The organism is Micromonospora sp. NPDC049114 (genome assembly GCF_040648635.1).
In the GTDB taxonomy this organism is placed as follows: Bacteria; Actinomycetota; Actinomycetes; order Mycobacteriales; family Micromonosporaceae; genus Micromonospora.
The window spans coordinates 351172-366051 of the sequence record NZ_JBEZEA010000001.1; the positions used below are offsets into that span (position 1 = coordinate 351172).

Consider the following 14880-nt stretch of genomic DNA (forward strand, 5'->3'; position numbering starts at 1 on the left):
TCACTACCCGCTGTGCAGATTACCGTCGCCCGCCACTCCTTTTCGGATGCATGGCCTTCAAGGACCGCGGGAGTTTCAGCTAGGTCGGCGAGCCTCGCCGCGCACCTCGACGCTTGCCGCCGAGGGCGCGGCGATCCACAGGCGGCTCCGATCGGAGCCGTACGACCCGCGGTTATGTCCTACGACTGCTCACGGGCTGGCGCAGGTCGGTGACGCGTTTGCTGGCGTACCGGAACCGAGGAAGCCGAAGGTCGTCGTGCCGCCGGGGGCGAGCGACCCGTTGTAGGAGACGTTGCGGACGGTCGCGGTCGAACCGCTGGTGCTCAACGTGCCGCTCCAGACCTGACTGATGCTCTGGCCGTTGCCGAGGTTCCACGTGACGGTCCAGCCGTTGACGGCGGCGGTGCCCGCCGTCACGGTCACCTCACCCTGGAAGCCGCCGGACCACGAGTTGACCGTGCGGTACGTCGCGGTGCAGGCAGCGCCGGAGGGCGGCGGCGTGGTCGGCGCACTGGTAGTGGGTGGCGTGGACGTGGGCGGGGTCGTCGTGGGCGGGGTGGTCGTGGGTGGTGACGTCGGCCCGTCCGGCGGCAGCAGCGGGCAGGTGGCGTTGTACCGCGAGACGCCGGTGCTGTCGGCCAGTGGGCAGAGGAACTGCGTGTAGCGGGTGTCGTTGTCCAGGAACGTCTTGAGCCAGGGGATCAGGAGTCGCATCTCGGTGGGATTCGACCTGGTGAACGAGAGGTGGTCGTTGCCGGCCAGCTCCGCCCAGGCATGTTCCACGCCGGCGGGCAGGGTGTTGTAGATGCCCTGCACGTAGGAGGGCGTGACCGTGCCGTCGTTCTGTCCCGACAGGAGCATGGTGGGGACCTGGGTGGTGGACATGTTCAGGTTGTTGCCGGGCGTACCGGGTGCGAGGCCGACCGCCGCCTTCAGGGTCGGCCGCCGGAGGGCGGCGAGGAGGGTTCCCGCTCCGCCCGCCGAGTGGCCCATGACGCTCAGCCGGTTGGGGTCGACCCGGTTGCGGATCGGGCTGGTGCGGGTGAGGTAGTCCAGCGCCGCGAGCAGCTGGGTGGCACGGGCGTCGGCGCCGTCGGTGCGGCTGTTGGTTTCGATGCCGATCACCACGAAGCCGAAGGACGCCAGCCAGGGGCCCATCCAGGCTTCCTCGTTGGCGAACAGGGCGGAATAGCCGGGGACTATCGCTACCGCACCCCAGGTGCCCTGGCTGGTGTCGGTCGGGTAGTAGACGTACCCACCGTTGAAGCCGTTGCCGGCGGGCACCGTCGCCTGGGTCGTGGCGAACGGGCCCCGGGTGGCGGCGACGCTGGCCAGGGTCGGATCCGGCCCCCGCTGGTACGGGCTGTCCGCGGCGGCCGCGTCCCGTGTCGCTGTCGCCATCGCCAGGCCGAGGACCAGCGCGAGCGTGGCCGTCAGCCATCGTGTTGGCTGCTTCATCGACGGCTCCACTGCTGGTTGGCCTGGCCGGTGCAGGTCCAGAGGACGAGCTTCGTGCCGTTGGCGGTGCCCTGGTTGTACGGGTCGAGGCAGAGGCCGGACTGCACGCCGGTGATGGTGCCGTTCGTGTTGACGTTCCACTGCTGGTTCGTCCCGCCGTGGCAGTCGTAGATGGTGACCTGGGTGCCCGGGGAGGTGCCGTTGCCGGCGGCGTCGAGGCACTTGTTGCCGTAGACGGTCAGCGCCTTGGTGGACGTGTAGGTCCACTGCTGGTTGGTGCCGCCGTGGCAGTCCCACAACTGCAGCTGGGTGCTGTTGGTGGTGGAGGCGCCGGGGACGTCGACGCACCGGCCCGACCGGGTGCCGACGATCGTGGTGGTCTGTCCGCCGCCGCTGCTCGGGTTGCCGATGCTGCCGGGCACCGACTGCAACGCGCTGTACCAGCGGGCGGCCATCTTGTCGTAGCCGCTGGCGGTGGGGTGGACGCCGTCGATCAGGTCAGAGGTGCTGAGCGCGCTGTACATGTCGACCAGGTGCACCCGCTTGCCGGCGCTGACCTTGCTCTGGACGATGCCGGGGATCGCCGCGTTGAAGGTACGGGCGGCCGCGTTCTGGCCGCTGTTCGAGATCGGGATGATCTGCGCCACGAACACCTCGGTGGTGGGCACGGTGCTGGTGATCTTGTCGATCAGGGTGGAGAGCCGGTTCGGCGCGGTGCTCACGTTGTAGTTCTGCAGGATGTCGTTGGTGCCGATGTGCAGCAGGACGGTCTGCGGTCGCTGGGTGTTCAGCCAGCCGACGATGTTGGCGTCGATCTGGTCGATGCGCCAGCCGGGGTGCCCCTGGTGGTCGTGGTCGCCCAGGCTGGCCGGCCCGTTGAACTGCGATCCGACGAAGTCCACCGTGTACCGCCCCGCGGCGAGACGCTGCCAGAGCCCGATGCGGTACCCGCCGGGCACCTGGGTTCCCTCGGTGATGGAGTCGCCGAGCGGCATCACCCGCACTCCACCGTTGGATTCCGCGTTGGCCGGTCCGGTGGGTGTCACCACCGAAGCAACCACGACACCGAGCGCGGCGAGCGTCGCGAGCCATCGTGCCCTCGTTCGCATAGCTTTCTCCCCTGGATTGGTCGAGCTGGCCGAGGGCATGGGCCGACCGGTAGGGCCGCCACGGGCGGCCGGCAACCGTCTGGGATCGGGGCCGACCGGACCGAGCAGCCGCCGGCTGCCGGGCGTTCACCCGGCGCGCGCCGATCGTCACGTCGGCACGGCGTCACTGCCTCAGCACTGGGACGAGTGTGAGCGTTAACAGCGACGATTGTAGATACATTGGATTGCTCTGGTCTACCGGCAACGTCGGCTGCCGAGGGATCGCGCGTTAGGTTACGAAGATGGAGCAGCGGATCAGCCTGATCACCCTCGGCGTCTCGGACCTGCCACGCGCCAAGACCTTCTACGAGCACCTCGGCTGGCGCGGCCAGGAGGTCGAGGGGACTGTCTTCTTCCAGGCCGGCGGCCTGGCCCTCGTCCTGTGGAGTCGCGACAAGCTGGCCGCCGACGCGGACGTCCCCAACCCGGACACCGGTGGCTTCGGCGGAATGACCCTGGCCCAGAACGTCCGCTCGCGGGCCGAGGTGGACGAGGTGATGGCCACCGCCGGCGAGGCCGGCGCCGAGGTGACCCAGCCGGCGCGCGAGACGTTCTACGGCGGCTACGCCGGCTACTTCGCCGACCCGGACGGTCACGTCTGGGAGATCGCCTGGAACCCCGGCTTCACGCTCGGCCCGGACGGCTCGCTCACCCTCCCCGACTTCGGCACCACGGCCTGACCCGCCCCCAGCGGCAGCGGCGGCGGATCACGGCCCGGTCGGCGGGCAGAGCAGCCGGTCCACAAGCGGCAGCAGGGTGTCCAGGCACACCGTCAACAGGGCGGGATCGGGTGTCGTGGTTGGCGAGGGCGACGGTGCGCCGGGCCGGGCCGCCGTGGGCGGGTCGGTAGGCGTCATCGCGCTGGCCGACGGTTCGGGAGCGCTGGAGGGCGTCGGCACGCTGGATGGCGGCGGTTCGATGGACGGCGACGGCTCGGTGGACGGCCGCGGAGCGGTGGACGACTGCGGAGCGGTCGCCGGCACCGGCGCAGCAGCCGCGACGGCGGACGGGACCGGCGCGGCGGGCCGCAGCGGTTCGGCCGCCGGAGGCCGTGCCGGCTCGGCCGGACGGGCGGGCGGAACCAGGGCCGGCGGTGCCACCAGGACGGCGGGCACCCGCAGCGGGGCGAGCACACCGGTGTTCCGCGCGGCCGGTTCGACTGTCGCCGCTTCCGCCCGCCGCATCGGCCCGGCCTGCTGTGGTCCCACGGCACCGGGGCCCAGTGCCGCGAACACCACGGTCGCGACGGCGGCGACGGCGAGCACCCGGCGGTCGGGGCGTACCGCGGTCAGCGGCGCGTCGGCCGGCCCGACCGTCGGCGGCGGCACGGGCGGGGATGCCTGGTGCGCGGCCAGCAGGGCGTCGAGCTGCGCGGTGACGGCGGCACGATCCCCGGCGGCCGAGGCGGCCGCGAGGGTGAGATAGAAGCGGAAGTTCACGGCGGTGCCGGCCGGGACCAGCAGCCCGGAGAGTCGGCCGTGGTCGTGCAGCAGGGTGACGGGCACGTCGGGGTGGTGGGCGGCGCCGAGCAGGTCCGCGTACCGCCACTCGCGCCGGTGCTCGCGGCCGGCGAAGGCCACGCGATGGCTGGTCACGACGGCCAGGCCACTGTCGACGCTCCGCAGGCCCGGAGGCACTGCCGCGTCGGTGGTCTCGGTGAAGGCGCAGCCGCCGGGCGCGGGCAGGCCGGCGACGTGCCGGGCCTCCGCCTCGACGAGCTCTGCGACGGGTACGACCCGGAAGACGAGTTCGTCGACGTCGAGGTCGACGGGGAGGCCGGTTCGTGGCCGCGTACACCCGAGGAACCCGGCGGCTTCGATCCGTAGCCGGACCAGGTGGTCCCCGCGCCGGCGCCAGGCGGCGGTGGCGTCGCGGTACGCGCGCCGGCGGCGCTCGTTCTCGCGCTCGGCCCAGGCGAGCCGCCAGGAGGGAGGTGCCAGCAGTGCGGTCACGGTCACACGCGGTACAACCGCTCACGTACGTGACAGGCAACGCTCGTCGAATCGATGTCTCCCGTTGCGCCCGAAAGGAGAGAATTGACGGACGCCGACGGCTGCTCCGGCAAAGAACCGGAGCAGCCGCCAGTCAGGACGGCAGCGGCAGCCCTACGAGCGCAGCGCGATGAAGAAGTCCCTCAGCTCACCGGCGAGCAGGTCCGGTTCCTCCAGCGGCATGAAGTGCCCACCTCGGCCGGGTTCGCTCCAGTGCCGGATGTCGGTGCAGGCCCGCTCGGCGATCTCGCGCGGGAAGTTGGCCTGCGAGGGTTCGGTGCTCACCGTGAACGCGGCGGGCACGGTGATGGCGGGTCGTGGGGTGTTGTGATCGAAGTCGACGTACTGCCGGAACGACGAGCCGATCGTGCCGGTCACCCAGTAGAGCGTGATGATCGTGAGCAGCGTGTCGGTGTCGAAGCTGTTCGACAGGTCGCCGCGGTTGTCGCTCCAGTCCCGGTACTTGTCGACGAGCCAGGCGGCCAGCCCGGCCGGGGAGTCGGCGAGCGCCGCCGCGAGGGTGTCCGGCCGGGTGCCCATGATGGCGCTGTAGCCGCCGTCGGTCTCGTCGTACGCGGCCTCGGCGTCCAGAAACGCCTGCTCGGCCGCCGACAGCGGTTGGCCGTCGAAGCTGGCCGGGAACGGTGGATGGATCATGTGGATGCCCGCCACCTGCTCCGGGTAGAGGGCACCGAGCCAACCGGCGACGACCCCGCCGACGTCGCCGCCGAAGGCACCGTACCGCTCGTAGCCGAGCACGTCGGTCATCAACTCGTGCAGCGTCCGGGCGAGGACCGCCCGGGTCAGCGGCACGTCGGGCAGCTCCGAGTAGCCGAAGCCGGGCAGTGAGGGCACCACCACGTCGAACGCGCCCCCGAGCGGGCTGGTCAGCCGGTCGACCAGGGGCAGCATCTCGACGAAGCTGCTGGGCCAGCCGTGGCTCAGGAGCAACGGCGGTGGCGCGGGCGTACCGGCCGGGCGGTCCGCGCGGACATGCACGAAGTGCAGCTTCCGACCGCCGACGAGTGCCAGGTACTGGGGGTACGCGTTGAGCGCGGCCTCCCGGGCACGCCAGTCGAACCCGTCGTGCCAGTAGGACACCAGGTCCCGCAGGTAGTCGGGATCGGTGCCGCCCTGCCACTGTCGGCGGCCGCTGCGGTCGGTGAAGCGGGTGCGGGCCAGTCGGGCCCGCAGGTCGTCGAGGACCGCATCGGACACGTCGATGCGGAACGGGGAAACAGACATTGGTCCTCCGATGAAGGAGGGCGCACTCCCCGACGCGAAGACGTCAGCTGAGGGGGACGGACGAGAAGGGCGCCCAGACGTGACAACTGGTGTTCACGGGGCTCACCTCCTTCTCGTCGCTGACGTGGATCACCGTACCCCGCTCAACCCGCGCGCCGCCGACGGGGCAGGGGGCCGAGCAGTGGACCGCCGGCCGGAAACCGCGACCGGGTACGCGGCGGGTACGCCTCGCAGTGCCCGGCCCACTGGTCGGCGGCGACGGCGAGGGCGTCCGCGGAGACGGTGAGGACCAGCGGATAGACGGCGGTGGCCGGCCGGCGCATCCACGGGGGCAGCGACTCGGCGGAGAACTCGACAGTCAACTCCAGCCGGCGGCGGCGGATCGCCCGGGTGCGCAGGGCCAGGTTGGGCTCGGTGAAGCGGACCAGCGCCGGTGGCGGGGTCGGCCCGCCGGCCGCCGTCGCCTGCCCGTGCAGCCAACTGCCCAGCGCGCGGGCCTCCTCGACCATGAGGCTCGGGTAGTGGTGCGACCAGGTCTGGCCGTCGGCGGTGCGGGCGTCCACCTCGATGAGCAGCCAGTCCTGCCAGCCCGGCGCGGCCCGCTCGGGATCGTCGGGCGGGTCGATGCCGGGCTGGTAGCCGACCGGGCGGATCCGCACCCGGGCACCATCATCGGACCGGATCTCCACCCGATCATTCTCGCCGACCGAAGCGGACAACAACCCCCAAATCAGGTTACTGAGAGATGGTCCGCCGGACGCCCCGATGGTCCGCGCACGCGCCCGCCCGGCCACCGGTCAGGCTGACCGAGCCGTCCCGGCACTGGACCAGATAGCCCCGGCCCGCCCAGAACTGCGGCACGCAGTCGAACCAGTCGCAGACCTCGGCGGCCGGCCGGCGGATCCGGGTTCCGGCACAGAAGTCGTACCCGAGGGGATTCTCCGGCGCCCCGCAGCGCGGCCCGGCGGTCGGGGTGGACGACGGGCGCGGCGACAGCGGGCGCGGCGACGACCGCTTCGGCGCGGTGGTGTGCGCCGGCGGCGGGGAGGCCGGGCGCAGCAGCGCGGGAAGCGCGCTGGGGGTCGGCGCCGGCGTGGCCGCCACCGCGACCTCCGCGCCTCCGGTCGGGTCCGACGGGTTCGAGTCGAAGAGCGCCGCCGGCACCAGCAACGCGATCCCCGCGGCCACCGCGATGGTCCGACGACCGCCGGGAACGAGTGCGGAGAGCCGGGCCTGCGCCGGTGTGGTCACCGCCGGCCGGAACGGCTTGAGCTGGCCGTGCTCCGCGATCAGCTCGTCGAGCTGGGCGAGCACCGCGGCGCGCTGCTCGATCGCGTCGGCGAAGGCCAACGTCAGCTTGAACCGGAAGTCCGCCGCCGCGTCGGTGGGCAGCAGCAGTCCGGAGGTACGCCGCCGGTCCAGCACCTGGATCAGGGTCACCGGCGCCGCCGGGTCGTGCGCCAGGCCGGTCATCCGGCCGTACGCCCAGTCACGCCGGCCGCGCCCGCCGAGCAGGACCAGCCGACGGCTGGTGATGACGGCCATGCCGGCGTCGGTGACGCGTACGCCGTCGGGCCGGCGTGGGCGCAGCGGCGCTGCCGGCGCGGCGACCGTCAGGTCCGGTGCGGGCAGCACTGTCGTGTGTCGTACCTCGACCAGTTGCGCGGCGGGCAGTGCCCACAGCACCACCTCGTCGTTGGCCAGCTCGAGTGGGAGGCCCGCGCCGGCCGCCGCCGAGCCCTGGAAGTCGGCGGCCAGGGCGCGCAGCCGCCGTAACTCGTCGTCGCGTCGCCGCCAAGCCTTCTCGGCGCCGCGGTACGTGCTGACCCGCCGCACGTTCTGCCGCTGCGCCCAGCGGTACCGCCACGTGGAACCCGTCGATTCAGTCTTTGCCACGCCGACTCCTTCGCCGCGCAGGCCACCAATCCGGGGTGCACTCGAATTAACAGCGTTGACGGTCGACCGGGACACGCCACGACGGACGAACTATCCGAACGGCGGAGCAACCCGGACGATAGGGCGATACTGCTGCGTCGATTCACCTTCCGTCGTGTCGTGCGGGGCGGTCGCGGTCTCGGTAACGTCAGCCGCAGCCGGGTGGCGACGCCGCCGCACCGCCTGCACGAAAGGGGGTGAGGGTCATGCCGCCAGACACCCTGCCCGGTGTGGTGATCGGGGTCGACATCGGCACCACGAGCACCAAGACCATGGCGTACGACACCGACGGCCGGTTGCTGGCCAGCCACTCCGCCGCCTATCCCCTCGACGATCCGCACCCCGGGTACGCCGAGCAGGACCCGGAGGTGATCCTCGCCGCCGTCGTCGAGTCGATCCGGACCGTGGTGGGCGAGCTGACCGTTCCGGTCTCCGGCCTGGCCTTCTGCTCCGCCATGCACAGCCTCATCGGGCTCGACGCGGCCGGCAAGCCGCTCACGCCGTCGGTGACCTGGGCCGACTCCCGGGCCACCCGCCAGGCCGAGCGGCTGCGGGCGGTGCCGTCCGGGCTGGCCCTGCACCGGCGTACCGGTACGCCCATGCACCCGATGTCACCCCTGCCCAAGCTGCTCTGGTTCGCCGAGCAGGAGCCCAGGCTCTTCGAGCGCGTCGCGCACTGGGTCGGCATCAAGGACTGGGTGCTGCTGCGACTCTGCGAGGCGCTGGTCACCGACCACTCGATCGCCTCGGCCACCGGCCTGATGAACATCCACACCCTCGAATGGGACACCGAGGCGCTGACGATCGCGGGCATCACCGAGGAGCAGTTGCCGCAACTGGTCGCCACCACCGCCGTCCTGCCCGGCCTCACCCCGCAGGCGGCCAGCGCCCTCGGCCTGCCGCCACGCACCCCGGTGGTGGTCGGCGCCGGTGACGGACCGCTGGCCAATCTGGGCCTGGGCGCGGTGCACCCCGGCATGGTGGCCTGCTCGATCGGCACCAGCGGCGCCATGCGGGTCATGGTCGAACGCCCCGGCGTGGACCCGCTGGGCGGGGTGTTCTGCTACGCGCTGACCGAGGATCGCTGGGCGGTCGGCGGCGCGATCAACAACGGCGGCATCGTCCTCAAGTGGGCGGGCGAGGCGCTCGCGCCGGACTTGGGCGAGCACCCCGAGGAGGACCTGGTGGCCCTCGCGGCCCGTGCCCCGGTCGGCTCGGGCGGGCTCATCATGCTGCCGTACCTGCACAGCGAACGCGCTCCACACTGGAGCGCGCTGCCCCGCGGCGCGTACGTCGGGTTGACCCACGGGCACCGCCGCGAACACCTCGTCCGGGCCGCGATGGAGGGGGTCTGCCAACAGCTCGCGCTGGTGCTCACCTCCGTACGTGCCGCCGGCAACGAGGTTCGCGAGATCCGGGCCGGTGGCGGCTTCGCCCGCAGTGGCCTGTGGCGGCAGATGCTCGCCGACGTGCTCGGCATGCCGGTGAGCTTCCCGGCCGGCCGTGAGGGGTCGAGCTTCGGCGCGGCCCTGCTCGGCATGCAGGCGCTGGGCCTGATCCCCAGCATCGACGTGGCGGCCGACCTGGTCCGCATCGAGGAGGTCATCCGCCCCGACCCGGCCGCCGCCGCCACGTACGCGGCGCTGCTGCCGCTCTTCGCCGAGCTGTACGACGCGCTGGTGCCCACCTTCACGTCGATGCGCCGGCTGGAACCCGGCCTGCCCGCCGAGCCGGCCAACCCCGCAGGACCACCGATGTAGGCCCTTCGGCCGGCCCCACCCAGGGTCGACCCCCCGTCCCGAAGGTCGTGATCGCCGTGCTCCCACCCCTCACCGAACCGCTGACCTCCCTCGCCCCGCCGGCCTGGCTCACCGCGCCGCCCTGGTCCACCGCGCCGGCCTCGCTCGCGGCGCCGGCCGAGCCGGTCACCACCGCCGGCGACGGCCAGCTCATCGCCGCCGCGGTGCTCGGCATCGTCGCCGTGGTGCTGCTGATCGCCTGGGCCAAGGTCCACCCGTTCCTGTCGCTGATCCTCGGCGCGGCGGTGCTCGGCGTGGTGGCGAGCGTCGCGCCCGACAAGATGATCACCTCGTTCACCGGTGGCGTCGGCACCACTGTCGGCGGCGTCGGGCTGCTGATCGCGCTGGGGGCCATGATCGGCGGTCTGCTCGCCGAGTCCGGTGGCGCGGACGGCATCGTCACCCGGGTCGTCGGTCGGGTGTCCGGTCGCGCGCTGCCCTGGGCGATGGCCGGGGTGGCGGCGCTCATCGGGTTGCCGCTCTTCTTCGAGGTCGGCGTGGTGCTGCTGGTGCCGATCGTGCTGCTCGTCTCGATGCGGACCGACGTGCCGCTGATGAAACTCGGCATCCCGGCGCTGGCCGGCCTGTCGGTGCTGCACGGCCTGGTGCCACCGCACCCGGGGCCGCTGGTGGCGATCTCGTCGCTCAACGCCGATTTGGGCCTGACGCTCGGGCTGGGCCTGCTGGTGGCGATCCCCACGGTGATCATCTCGGGGCCGGTCTTCGGCAACCTCATCGCCCGGTACGTGCCGGCGACCGCACCCGCCGCGCTGCTGCCAACCCGCCGCCGGCCCGCCACCCCCGCGGGTGCCACCGAAACGCCGGGCACCAGCGGAACGACGGACACGGTCGGAACGGCCGGCGCAGCCGGAACGACGGGCCCAGCCGGAACGACTGGCATCACCGGCACGACGGGTCCAGCCGGACCGACCGGCACCGCCGGGACGCCGGCTCGGCGCGATGTGGACGGCGATCTGCTCACCGACGACGACCTCGCCAACCCGGGCGGCGGTCGACCGGGCGAGCCGGTGGACGACAGCGGCACGGAGACCGCCCGGCGTACCCCGGCGTTCTGGCCCGCGGTGATCACCGTGCTGCTGCCGGTGGTGCTGATGCTGCTGCGCGCGATCGGCGAGCTGGCGCTGGACGAGGGCACGGCGGGCCGCAAGACGCTCGACATCGTCGGCACGCCGATCGTGGCGCTGCTCGCCGGGGTGATCCTGGCGATGTTCACCCTCGGCTACCAGGCCGGGTTCAGCCGGTCCCAGGTCTCGTCGGTGCTCGGCGGTTCGCTGCCCCCGATCGCCGGCATCCTGCTGATCGTGGCGGCCGGCGGCGGGTTCAAGCAGGTGCTGGTGGACGCCGGGGTCGGCAACCTGGTCGCCGACGCCGCCAAGGACGCGAACCTCTCCCCGCTGCTGCTGGGTTGGCTGGTCGCGGTCGGCATCCGGGTCGCCACCGGCTCGGCGACGGTAGCCACCATCACGGCGGCGGGCATCGTGGCACCGCTCGCCGCGACCCTGGACCGGCCGGGGGTGGCCCTGCTGGCGCTGGCCATCGGCTGTGGGTCGCTGTTCTTCTCGCACGTCAACGATGCCGGGTTCTGGCTGGTCAAGGAGTACTTCGGCCTGACCGTCGGCCAGACCATCAAGAGCTGGTCGGTGATGGAGACGCTCATCTCGGTGATCGGCTTCGCCGGCGTACTCCTGCTCGATCTGCTGGTGTAGCGCGCGGAGGGGGTCAGGCCGCCTCGACGCCGGAGATCAGATAACGGTGCACGTCGGCGTCGAGGATGGCCACCGTCTGGGCGTCGCTCGGCCCGGCGCCGCGGAACGCCGCCAACTGCTCCGGGGACTCCCAGCGCTCGAAGACGTGGATCCGGCCCGGGTCGAGCGGATCCGCCGCGAGCAGGAAGTCGAGGCAGCCGGCCGCCGCGCGGGCCTGTTCGATGACCTGGCGGCAACCGGAGAGGTAGTCGTCGCGGGCGTCCGGCTCGACGCGCAGACTCCCGGCAATGATCAACATGGGTGCCTCCCCGGGCCGGTGTCGCTGATGCCCTTGATACCGCAGAGTCATATTTATACCTCTGAGGTATGTCGCTCCCGGGCACATCGGCTCCCGGACGGGTGATGGCGGTCCCGGCAGCCCCATCCGCCTCCCCCGCTTCTTATCGTGCAAACGTGAGAAAAAGCGACAAGAAGCGCTCATCTTCCCTCTTCGTGCCGTACCCCCGCGTACCCCTGCGGTGGCTGGCGACGACAGTCGCGCTGGTCGTCGTCGCGACGACCGGGCCGGCCACCGCCGACGGCCTCGACCCGGCAACCGGCCCGGACCACCGGACCACGCCGGGGTACGGGACCGAGCCGGCCCACGACGGACCGACGGGAAACGACGGGCCGGTCGACGAGGACGGGCGCAGCGACGAGCCGGGCGTGGAGCCCGCGCCGGAGCGAGCGCCGACAAGTGAGGTGTCCTGGCTGTCGTTCCCCGGCGGGGCGTTCGCTGTGGACTCGCTCGGGCACACCGTGCGATACCGGGCCTGCGACGGCGACACCGGCCGGGTCGCCGATCCGGACATGCGGGTCGCCGCCGGGGTGGCCAGTGGCGAGGTCACCGTCGAGGGCAGGAGCTTTCGCTACCGGGTGCCGCTGATCGGGCGCAGCGCGGGCACGCTCGTGGTGTCCGGGCCGCAGGCTCAGCCGGTGGAGCTGCCCGGCGTGGTGGTCACCAGCCCGCAGCCGCCCACCGATCCGGTCGAGGGCGCCCGGCTGTTCCCGCTCAGCGGGCAGCTCGCCCGGGTGGTCGCCGACGCGAGCCTCAACCCGTCCGGAGCGACAGTCCGCGACCTGTCCGGCCGGTACGGGGACCAGCAGATCTCGGTCAACGGCGCGCTGCGCCCCAAGGCCGCCAGCGTCATCAAGCTGTGGATCCTGGTGGAGCTGCTCCGCCGGGTCGACTGTGGACAGGTGTCGCTGGACGACGGCGTGCTGGTGACACCTGCCGACGTGGTCGGCGGCACCGGTCAGCTCCAGTTCGAGACGTTTCCGCAGGTGGTCACGTTGTACCGGCTCGCCCGATACCTGATCAAGTACAGCGACAACGTCGCGGCCAACGTGCTGATCACCTACCTGGGCGGGTTCGCCCCGGTCAACGCGCTGATCGACTCGATGAACCAGCGGTCCACCATCCTGGCCCGCCGGATGCTCGACAGCGCGGCGGCCCAGCGCGGCGAGGAGAACTACACCAGCCCGGACGACGTGGTGTCGCTGCTCGGCGCGGTCTGGGACGGCGAGATCCTCACCCCGGCCTCCCGCGACCTGATGATCGGCTTCATGCGGGAACAGACCCTGAACACCAAGATCCCGGCGGCGCTGCCGCCCGGAGTTCCGGTGGCCCACAAGACCGGCGACCTGCCGGACGCCTCCCACGACGTCGGCTACTACCTGATCCCCGGCACCGAGACCGCCGTCGCCTTCCTCACCGCCGGCCCGATGGCGACCGGCGACGAGACGGTCCGCCGGATGGCCCGGACCGTCTACGACTTCCTGGTCACCCCGAGCGACGGAGCGGTCGAGGAGTGAACCGGCGTCAGGCGCCAGGGATGTTCGCCGGCGGGTCCTCCCCGACCAGGTCGGCCGCCGGCGGGTCCGCGGCCACCGGCAGCCCGAAATCCGAGTACGTCAGGTCGAGTTGAGCCGTCTTCTCCTGCTCGGTGGCCAACTCGATCCGGTAACGGACCAACCGGCCCTGCTCGTCGACGCTGGCGGTGAAGGGCACCTTCGCGGCCCGGTCACCGAGCACCCCGCCGATCCCGCCGCCCAGCACGGCGGCGCTGTCGCGCAGATCCAGCGTGCCCGCGTACTCCCGGGCGCCGGTCTGGCGGACGACGGACGGCGCGGTCAGCGTGCTGGCCAGCCGCGTGTTGTCCAGGCCCTTGTTGGTGACCGGTCGGCCCGGCCTGCCGACGTGCCACCAGGTCCTGCCGTCCCAGACCGGCACCCGGCGGTCCGGGGCGCTGACCCGCACGTAGACGTCCGCACCGGTGGTCAGCCGCTCGATCCGCACCTCGCCGTTGCGCACCTTGAGCGAGGTGGTCTCCGTGCCGCGCCGCGCCTTCGGGTCCCACGTCAGGACCGTGGTGTCCCCCTCGGCCGTCGCGCCGCTGCCCACCGTCAGACGGTACGGCTGCTCGTCGACCTTCGCGGCGGCGGCCACCAGCACACCGGCCGGGTCGGTCGGGGCCGGAGCCGCGCCGGTCGGGGAGGTCGACGCACCGGCTGACGGGCGGCCCGCCTCCGGCTCGTCACCGGCTGCGACCACTGCCCACACGCCGACCGCGACGGCCACGACGAGGACAGCGCCGACGGCGACCAGCTTGGGCTTCTTCACTGTCATCTCCCCTGGGCGGGGCGCCCGCCGGCCGGTCGCCGATCGACGCGTACCGCGGTGCGGTCCGGCCAGAGTAGCCGGACCGCACCGACAGCCGTTCCCGGCCGGCCACGCCGTCGATCAGGCGCGGCTGATCGCGTTGGCGTGGATCGCCTCGTGCAGGTACGCCGCCAGGCCGGGGGCGATGTTCTCGTAGTACGCGGTGAACCGCTCGTCGGCCAGGTACATGTCGGCCAACCCGGTGTGCATCTCGTACGAGCACTCGTAGAACCAGCGGCTGATGAGCTGCCGGTGCTCCTCGGCCAGGTCCATCGCCTCCGGGCCGTCCGCCGGTGCGCCCGCGGCCAGCAGCGCGACGATCCGCCGGCCCCAGTCCTCGTTCTCGGCCTTGTTACGCAGCCAGTCGTCCTTGCGGTAGCCGGCGACCCGCCGGTTCGACTCCCGGTACGCGTCGGTGTCGCCCCAGCGCTGCTCCGCCTCGGCCGCGTGCTCCTCCGGCCTGAAGTCGCCGAAGACCTCGAACCGTTCCTCCGGCGTGAGTTGGATGTTCAACTTGCTCGCCTCCATCGCGAACTCGACAGCCGTGACCATCTCCTGCAACCGCTTGATCCGTACCGTCAGCAGCTCATGCTGTCGGCGCAGATGCGCGGCCGGATCGGCCGCCGGGTCGTCGATGATCGCGGTGATCTCCTCAAGTGGGAAACCCAGCTCGCGGTAGTACAGGACGAGTTGCAGCCGTTGCAGGTCCGCGTCGTCGTAGCGGCGGTAGCCGGTCGGCGTCCGGCCGCTCGGCGAGAGCAGACCGATCTCGTCGTAGTGGTGCAGCGTCCGTACCGTCACGCCGGCGATCCTCGCCACCTGACCCACCGTGTACGCCATGGTTCCCCTCCCTTCCGGGAACCAGGCTCCCGCCTG

The 14880-nt window shown here is 72.2% G+C and carries 13 protein-coding genes; 4 read left to right on the forward strand and 9 right to left on the reverse strand.

Features of this window, described 5'->3' with window-relative positions:
- Positions 1–189 precede the first annotated feature (189 nt).
- Positions 190–1458 carry a cellulose binding domain-containing protein gene (locus tag AB0B39_RS01640; RefSeq protein ID WP_357573233.1) on the reverse strand — a complete coding sequence of 423 codons (1269 nt, stop codon included), beginning with the start codon at positions 1456–1458 and terminating at the stop codon, positions 190–192.
- On the reverse strand, positions 1455–2567 hold the full coding sequence (locus AB0B39_RS01645; protein WP_357573234.1) for a ricin-type beta-trefoil lectin domain protein: 1113 nt from the start codon (positions 2565–2567) through the stop codon (positions 1455–1457). The genes AB0B39_RS01640 and AB0B39_RS01645 overlap by 4 nt, the downstream gene beginning before the upstream one ends.
- 281 nt (positions 2568–2848) lie before the next feature.
- On the opposite strand from AB0B39_RS01645, the gene AB0B39_RS01650 reads away from it, so the two are divergent.
- Complete coding sequence (locus AB0B39_RS01650) at positions 2849–3286, forward strand: VOC family protein (protein WP_357573235.1); 438 nt, start codon at positions 2849–2851, stop codon at positions 3284–3286.
- Between the two features lie 27 nt (positions 3287–3313).
- Here the strand turns inward: AB0B39_RS01650 and AB0B39_RS01655 are convergent, their stop codons facing one another.
- From AB0B39_RS01655 to AB0B39_RS01670, 4 genes are all read right to left on the reverse strand, one after another.
- Complete coding sequence (locus AB0B39_RS01655) at positions 3314–4558, reverse strand: hypothetical protein (RefSeq protein WP_357573236.1); 1245 nt, start codon at positions 4556–4558, stop codon at positions 3314–3316.
- A 153-nt stretch (positions 4559–4711) separates the two neighbouring features.
- On the reverse strand, positions 4712–5842 hold the full coding sequence (locus AB0B39_RS01660) for an epoxide hydrolase family protein (protein ID WP_357573237.1): 1131 nt from the start codon (positions 5840–5842) through the stop codon (positions 4712–4714).
- A 143-nt stretch (positions 5843–5985) separates the two neighbouring features.
- The gene (locus AB0B39_RS01665) at positions 5986–6531 is read right to left on the reverse strand and encodes a hypothetical protein (RefSeq protein ID WP_357573238.1); all 546 of its coding nucleotides are present in this window, start codon (positions 6529–6531) and stop codon (positions 5986–5988) included.
- 46 nt (positions 6532–6577) lie between these two features.
- Complete coding sequence (locus tag AB0B39_RS01670; RefSeq protein WP_357573239.1) at positions 6578–7738, reverse strand: hypothetical protein; 1161 nt, start codon at positions 7736–7738, stop codon at positions 6578–6580.
- 245 nt (positions 7739–7983) lie between these two features.
- Here AB0B39_RS01670 and AB0B39_RS01675 point away from each other — a divergent pair, with 245 nt between their 5' ends.
- Positions 7984–9537 (forward strand): gluconokinase, encoded by a 1554-nt coding sequence (locus tag AB0B39_RS01675; protein WP_357573240.1) that lies wholly within the window; start codon positions 7984–7986, stop codon positions 9535–9537.
- Positions 9538–9593: 56 nt separating this feature from the next.
- Positions 9594–11303 (forward strand): SLC13 family permease, encoded by a 1710-nt coding sequence (locus AB0B39_RS01680; RefSeq protein ID WP_357573241.1) that lies wholly within the window; start codon positions 9594–9596, stop codon positions 11301–11303.
- Positions 11304–11316: 13 nt separating this feature from the next.
- On the opposite strand, the gene AB0B39_RS01685 is transcribed toward AB0B39_RS01680, so the two are convergent.
- Positions 11317–11601 (reverse strand): antibiotic biosynthesis monooxygenase, encoded by a 285-nt coding sequence (locus AB0B39_RS01685; RefSeq protein WP_234583040.1) that lies wholly within the window; start codon positions 11599–11601, stop codon positions 11317–11319.
- Positions 11602–11756: 155 nt separating this feature from the next.
- On the opposite strand from AB0B39_RS01685, the gene AB0B39_RS01690 reads away from it, so the two are divergent.
- Entirely contained in the window at positions 11757–13157 is a 1401-nt protein-coding gene (locus tag AB0B39_RS01690; RefSeq protein WP_357493872.1) for a serine hydrolase, read from the forward strand.
- 7 nt (positions 13158–13164) lie between these two features.
- Here AB0B39_RS01690 and AB0B39_RS01695 read toward each other — a convergent pair whose 3' ends face one another.
- Both AB0B39_RS01695 and AB0B39_RS01700 read right to left on the reverse strand, forming a co-directional pair.
- Positions 13165–13965 carry a hypothetical protein gene (locus AB0B39_RS01695; protein WP_357573242.1) on the reverse strand — a complete coding sequence of 267 codons (801 nt, stop codon included), beginning with the start codon at positions 13963–13965 and terminating at the stop codon, positions 13165–13167.
- A 120-nt stretch (positions 13966–14085) separates the two neighbouring features.
- On the reverse strand, positions 14086–14844 hold the full coding sequence (locus AB0B39_RS01700; RefSeq protein WP_357573243.1) for a MerR family transcriptional regulator: 759 nt from the start codon (positions 14842–14844) through the stop codon (positions 14086–14088).
- Positions 14845–14880 lie beyond the last annotated feature (36 nt).